This window comes from uncultured Desulfovibrio sp., from assembly GCF_944327235.1.
Lineage (GTDB): Bacteria > Desulfobacterota > Desulfovibrionia > Desulfovibrionales > Desulfovibrionaceae > Desulfovibrio.
Genome location: NZ_CALVHE010000109.1, coordinates 1 through 7172, shown reverse-complemented (window position 1 = coordinate 7172; position 7172 = coordinate 1). Strand labels below are relative to the sequence as shown.

Here is a 7172-nt window from a genome sequence, read left to right as displayed (position 1 = left end):
GCGTCGGAGCTTCCGCCCCTGTCGGGGCGGCGATCTCCTCCGCGCCCTGCCGCGCTTACGTCAGCAAGCGGAATCGTTGTCCCCACTTCGCAAGTGGTACGTCGTCCCTTGATGAGGGATGGGAAAGACGGCTTTCCGTTGTTGAGTCAGTGCAATGGGTCGGGGAGTGGGATGCGTTATCCGTTGTTGATTTGATGCAACGAAACAAGACAGGGCAGGCGTCATGCCGGAGCGCATTCGTCGCCGTGATGAGGTATCGTCCCTTGCTGCGAAGCGGGAGAAACGGCTTTCCTTTGTTGAGTCGGTGCACTGTGCCGGGGAGTGGGATGCGTTGTCAGTTGTTGATTTGATGCAACGAAACAAGACAGGTCAGGCGTCATGCCGGGAGCGCATTTGTCGCCGTGATGATGTATCGCCCCTTGCTGTGAAGCGGGAGAAACGGCTTTCCTTTGGTGAGTCGGTGCACTGTGCCGGAGAGTCGGTCGCGGGGATGGGGGAATGCTCCCCGCTGGCCGGAGCACTGACCGTCATCCTTCCCGCCCACCCAGCGAGCCGGGGCGCGGAGGCGATCCCCGCGCAGCGGGAGCGCCGCAGCAGGCGCGCGTGGCGGCTCGTTGGTGGGACGGGATATTTTCCCGGCGTGTGCGTTGAGCGGCGGGGCATCCTGTTTTTTTCGTCATATGGTCGGGAGACCGGCAGGCGAAGGGGCGGCTTTTGTGCTGCGTCGTCTTTTCATCCTCCTTGATAAAAGCGCGCTGGGGAAGGGATGGGGGGCCTGGGGGGAAGGGGAACCCCTCCCGCGCAGGCGGAGGGGTTCCCCTTCCCCCCAGATAAGCCATGTCCGTAGCGGCAGCTATGGGCATCGACAGCGGAGTGGAGGGGGCTGTGGTCTGTGACGGAGGGCACAAGCGGGGGTGGCAGAGAAGGATGGACAATTCGGGGAAGATATGGGAAAGAGGCGAAACGTCCGCGTGTTGCCGCTAGACTGCGGCGTGGGCGAGTTGCTTGAAATATAACAGAATGTTTCTCGTCGTTTTTTGTCTGGAACAGTTGGGAATGAACGGAGAAACAGTATCGGTGATCAGAATGGGCCGACATGCATCCCCGTGGTGGCGGGGGTGGGGCGTCATGCTGTCGCCGGGAGGGGAGAAGCCTTGCGCGCCAATATCCTTTGCGCCGGTCTGGGGACGCGTTTGCGTCCGCTTACCTATATAAAACCCAAGCCGCTGCTGACCATCGGCGGTTATCCGCTGGTGGAGCGCACCATCCGTCAGCTCCGTGCCGACGGGGTGGACGACATCGCGCTGGTGGTGGGCTACAAGCGGGAGTGTTTCGAGTATCTGCGGGAGCGGTACGGGGTCCGTCTCATCGTATCCGAGCGGTACGACAGGGCGAACAATTTTTCGTCGCTGGAACTGGTGGCGGACAGGCTGGGGGACAGCCTCGTCATCGACGGGGATCTGTACATCCGGCGGCCGCTGGCGCCGCTGGTGCGGCCTGGGGTCTCGCAGTTCATCACGCAAAAGACGGAGCGTGGCCGGGAGTGGGAGCTGATCACCGATGCCGAGGATCGGGTGGTGTCGGTGAAGAAGGATTCCCCCGACGGCTATGCCATGTCGGGCGTGTCCTACTGGACGGAAGAGGCGGCCGAGCTGCTGCGGCAGGAGCTGGCCCGCAGCGGCCCCGATGATTACTGGGAGGATGCCGCCATCCGCATCCTTGACCGCGTGCCGGTGTATGCCACGCGGACGAAACTGCTGCAATGCGAGATAGACAGCCTGGACGACGTGTTGTCTCTGGGGCTGCTCTCGGCTGACGAGCTGGCCGACCAGTGTTCGGAGACGAGCATGGCCGAGAAGCTCAAGGGGCTGACCAACGACACATATCTTATCCGGCTGCACGGCAAGGGGGTGGTGCTGCGCATCCCCGGCCGGGGGACGGATCAGATCATCGACCGCACGCTGGAATCGGCCATGCTGGGCCTGCTGGACGGCATGGACATCACGCCGAGCTGCACCTTTTATTCCGGGGGCATCAAGACCACGGACTTTCTGGAAGATTATGCGGTGCTGACGCCGGAGGGGCTGGACGCACCCACCATCGAGGGGGTGGCCGGGCTCATGCGGCGGCTGCACGCCATCCCGCTGCCGCAGGGCTTCAAGGAGCAGTACGGCCCCAATGCGGCCCTGTCGGTGCTCAACGAGGTCAAGCTGTACGAGCGCCAGAGCGGCATCAACCTGCTGGCCGACGAGGAACGTCGTCAGATCTACGACTTCGCCCGTGAGATGGACAGGGACGAAAAGCGGTTCTGCCACCGGGATTTCGTGCTGGAGAACATCCTGCGGCGCGGCGAGAGCATGAAGCTCATCGACTTTGAATATGCCTGTTTCTGCTCGCCGTACTGGGATTATGCCAGTTTCGTGACGGAGACGCGCCTTGACGGGGAACGGCTGGAGACCTTCGTGCGCTGCTGCGGGATGGACAGGCAACGGCTGCTCAAGGCCATGATCATCGTGGATTATATCTGGGGCCTGTGGGGCTTTTACCGGGAGTGCATCGACTACGGACGCGGCCGCATCGCGGAGATGGACCGTAACCTGCGCCTGTTGCAGGCGGGGGGCACGCTGTGAGGACCTCGCTTTTTTCAGCCGCGGGCTATCTGGGCCTGTTCGTCCTGCTGGAGGCGGCCTTCCCCGCGCCCGCGCTGGCCTATCTCGATCCCGGCACGGGCAACATCCTTGTGTATGTGGCCATCAGTCTGGTGGGCACGGTGCTCTATTTCCTGAAAAACCTCGTCTATGCGGTCATGGGCCGGGCGAGGGGCGAACAGGCGGGCAGGCGGGAGCTGCATCATGAGCGCATCCTGCTCTTCTCCGAAGGGCGCGCCTATTATTATACCTTCAAGCCCATCATCGACGCCCTCCTGCGGCGGGGCATCCCCTTTTCCTACATCACGATGGATATGGAGGACCCGGCCCTGACCATCGAGGACGACCTCATGGACTCCCGCTACATCGGCAACGGCGCGGCGGCCTACGCGCGGGCGGCCAATCGCCGGGCGGACGTGATGCTGTCCACCACGCCCAACATCGGCACGCCGGGCTTCCCCATGCCGAGGCCGCGCCGGGTGCGCTGTCTGGCCCATGTCTGCCACGGCGTGGGGGACATCGCCATGTACCAGAAAGGTTCCCTCGACCACTACGACGCCGTGCTCATGGTGGGGGACTTCATGCTGCCGAGCATCCGCCGTCTGGAGGAGCTGCGCGGCCTGCCCGCCAAGGAATGCGTCTCCCTCGGTCTGCCCTATCTGGACGAGCTGGCGCGCAAGGCGCAGCCGAAGAAGGGACGGAGCACGCCGCCCGTGGTGCTGGTGGCCCCGTCCTGGGGGAACAAGGGCTGTCTTTCGGTCTGCGGGCCGCAGTTCCTCGTGGATCTGGCCAGGGCGGGGTATGAAGTCATCTTCCGGCCGCATCCGCAGTCGCTCAAGGTGGAGACGGACATGCTGGCCTCCGTCCATGAGCTGCTGCGCGACTTCCCCAACGTGCATTTCGATACGGACATGGACGCCACGGCATCCATGAGTCGAGCCGATATCATGATCTCCGACAAGTCGTGCGTGCGCTTCGACTTCGCTTTCCTCTACGAGAAGCCGGTCATCACGCTGGATATCCCGGTACGCAACCCCGAACTGTACGAAGTGGCGGACCTCGGCGTGATCTGGGAGGATACCGTGGCCGCCCGTCTGGGCGAGGTGGTGGCTCCCGACCAGTTCGACCGCATCCTGCCCGCCGTGGAGCGGGCATTGGCCATGCCCTCGACGGCGCTGGCGGCCTTCCGCGATCAGTGCGTGAGCTGTCGGGGCTGGAGCGGTGAGGCCATCGTGGACTGGACGCTGGATGTGCTGCGGCGGCACGATGCCCACGCGGACGAACAGGCGGCGGATGACCGGCAGGGGAGGGGAGCGGACGCCGCGCCCGTCGCCCCGACCGGCGAAACGTCGGCGCAGGCCCGCCCGGAACAGTCCACGTCATAGGCATTTCCCGTCTGGGACGTTTCGCGTGGCAACGCATACGGTCTGTCGTTTCGCGAAAAAAAAACGCGGTCATCCCGCTCAGGCCGGGCCGGACGGCGCGCCGCCTCGCGTCCCGCCTTTTTCTGGGGCAAACCGTTTCAGGGACCATCGACACGAACCTTACGACCCATTGCAACAGATCAGGTAGAAACCATCAGGCTCCGCCTGTCCTGGGGGGCGGGCTCGCCTCGTGTCCCCGTCCTTTCCCCCCAAACGGACAGCACGTCGGATCGACAGGTCCCGGACCGCATCGCACGGACGGCGGCCCCCCAAAGGCCGATGGCCGCCCCGGCATCGGACAAGGAAGGTCCATCCGAAGAAAGTCCATCGCTCCGGCACGTCCCGTCTTTCGGACGGGAGGGGCCGCATGGCCCGGCGACGGGAAACGTCGCGGGTTTCTGGAGAAGATACATCCATGATGTCATTGCTTTACGAGATATTCATCCTGCCCATCGAGATCATCTATCGCGCCATCTACCTCGGCAGCGTACAGCTCACCGGCAATTACGGCCTGAGCATCCTCGTGCTCTCGGCCGTGAGCGCCGTGGCCTTCATCCCGCTGGGACGGCTGGCCGTGGGGATGCAGGCCGGGGAAAAGAAGGTGCAGCAGATCATGGCGCCCCAGCTTGCCCGCATCCGCAGCGAGTCCAGGGGGGCCGAGCGCCAGCGCCGCATCAACCGTCTGTACCGGCGCTATGCCTATCATCCGCTGCTGGCCATCCGTTCGGCTTTCGGCGTGGCCCTGCAGATACCCTTCCTGACGGGCGCGTATTACATGATCCTGAGCCTCGACCAGCTGCGGGGACAGTCCTTCCTCTGCATCGCGGATCTCTCGCAGCCGGACGGCCTGCTCTGGGGCGCGAACTTCCTGCCCGTGCTCATGACCGTGGTGAACATCGTCGCCACCTTCACCACGCCGGGACTGAGCCGCAAGGACAGGATACAGGCCGTGATCATCGCCTTTTTCTTCCTGCTGCTGCTCTACGGCGCGGCCTCGGCCCTGCTCATCTTCTGGACCATGAACAACGTCTTTTTCCTGCTCCAGAACCTGCGCCTGCCGGTGAAGCTGCCGCGCTTCCGCAAGCCCGCCTTCGCTCAGGGCGCCATGAGCACGGCTTCGGCCTCGCTGCTGCGCAGCGTCTACGGTCTGTCCTGCGCCGGTCTGGCCGCGCTGCTCTTCCTCTATGTGCCCTTCCAGACCTACGCCTCGGACCCGGCCTTCTTCGCTTCCGGGCCGCTGGACGTGCTGCTGGGCATGGTGCGTTATCTGTCGCTGACCTTCTTCATCGTTTTCGTGCTCTGGCTGTGGTTCCCCACCAGAGGCAAGGCCGTCCCGGCCTTCGTGGCCTTCTGGGCGCTGTGTCTGGCTTTCGTCAACGTGTTCGTGCTGCCCGGCGATTTCGGCGCGCTGGACGGTACCCGCTTCCTGGATGAGGCCCGCATCGGACGGCCCATGCGGCTCTTTGCCGACGCTCTGCTGCCCGTGCTCGTGGCGCTGGCGGCGGCGGCCGTCGCCTTCGCGGCGTCGCGGGTGCGCCGGGCGCTGCCGAGCGTGCTGTCCATCGCCCTCTTTTCCCTGCTCGCGCTGACGGGCTATGCGGGCCTTTCCTCGCTGGGCACGGTGGAGGAGGATACCGACTTCACGCCGCCGCCCTACGCCAAGGCCATGCAGTCCTATTCCCGCAACGGGGAAAACGTCATCGTGGTCATCATGGACATGTTCACCGGCGGCCACATCGAGAAGATGCTTGACGACCCGTGGTTCGACGACTTCCGGGCCGATATGGACGGCTTCGTCTGGTATCCCGACACGGTGTCCATGGCCGACGCCACGGTACTGAGCCTGCCCAGCATCTACGGCGGCCACGGTTACGGTCCGGCGGCCGTCAACGGTCGGCGCTCCCTGACGCTGGAAGAGACCGTCAACAAGGCCTTTGCCCTCATGCCGCGCAACTTCGCGGCCCATGACTACGATGTGTCCGTCATCAACGGGCTGGAGTATTTCAACGAGGAGCTGTACGCCCGTCACGGCGGCAAGGCGGACAACATCCTCACCGTGCCGCGCGTGCGCCGGACCTTCCTGCGCAAGTACTACGACGACGTGAGCCTGCGCGATTTCAGCAGCTTCTTCGCCATGCTGGGCCTCTTCCAGGCTTCGCCCGACATGCTCAAGCAGAAGCTCTACGACGACGGCAACTGGAAGAACGCCGGAGACGGCATCCTCGCCGCCAGCATGGATTTCTACAAGGAAGAGGACGCCTACTTCCGCTATGTGTTCACCTCCGGCATCACGGCGGACGCCCCTCGCGGCACGGCCAAGATCTTCTATACCATGCTCTCGCATTACATGTGGCACTACGCGCCCGACCTCGTGGACGGCGCCCCCCGCATCGTGGCCGATCCCTGCCCGGAGACGGAAGGGCAGCTCATCCACAAGGGCGGCGTCCTGCCGGAACACTACTACGCCGAACGCCACCTCATGCGCTATCTCATGATCTTCTTCAAACAGCTCAAGGAGGCGGGCGTCTACGACAATTCGCGCATCATCCTCGTCTCCGACCACGGCGAGCGGGACAGCCAGATGGTCGCCCGCGCCTACAACGACGGCAAGGAATTCGCTGACGGCGTCCCCTACGGCAGCGGACGCTATGCCCCCGGACGGCCCCACGCCCTGCTCATGGTCAAGGAACCCGGACAACACGGGCCGCTGCGCATCGACCAGGCTTTCATGTCCAGCGCCGACGTGCCGCTGCTGGCCCTGAAAGGCATAGGCAAGTGCGACGAGTTCTCCCTGTACGACCCCGCCCGCCTGCCCTCGCCGCGCGTGCTGACCCACGCCCGCGGCGGCGCGCGCTGGAGCGAACACAAGAGGAAAGCCTACATCTACGAACAGCACCGACTGGAAGGGACCCTCTTCGACCCGGCCCGCAATACGCTGGAAGGGAACTACGACTAGGCGGACGGGCGGAGGTTTTTTGGGGGGGGGAGGGGAACCCCCTCGCCTGGGACCTGTCAACATTATTCGCTGTCTGTTTGGGGGGAGGGGAACCCCCTCGCCTGGCGCGGAAGGGGGTTCCCCTCCCCCCAAGCCCCTCTCCCT

The 7172-nt window shown here is 64.4% G+C and carries 3 protein-coding genes; all 3 read left to right on the top strand.

Going from position 1 to position 7172, the window contains the following annotated elements; all coding sequences use genetic code 11:
* Nucleotides 1-1154: 1154 nt before the first annotated feature.
* The 3 genes from Q0K00_RS10865 to Q0K00_RS10855 all read left to right on the top strand — a co-directional run bounded on the left by Q0K00_RS10865 (nucleotide 1155) and on the right by Q0K00_RS10855 (nucleotide 7028).
* Nucleotides 1155-2630, top strand: a complete 1476-nt coding sequence (locus Q0K00_RS10865) for a phosphotransferase (protein WP_297229436.1) — start codon at nucleotides 1155-1157, stop codon at nucleotides 2628-2630.
* Nucleotides 2627-4033 carry a CDP-glycerol glycerophosphotransferase family protein gene (locus tag Q0K00_RS10860; protein WP_297229433.1) on the top strand — a complete coding sequence of 469 codons (1407 nt, stop codon included), beginning with the start codon at nucleotides 2627-2629 and terminating at the stop codon, nucleotides 4031-4033. The genes Q0K00_RS10865 and Q0K00_RS10860 overlap by 4 nt, the downstream gene beginning before the upstream one ends.
* Nucleotides 4034-4487: 454 nt before the next feature.
* Entirely contained in the window at nucleotides 4488-7028 is a 2541-nt protein-coding gene (locus Q0K00_RS10855) for a YidC/Oxa1 family membrane protein insertase (protein ID WP_297229431.1), read from the top strand.
* Nucleotides 7029-7172: the final 144 nt, after the last annotated feature.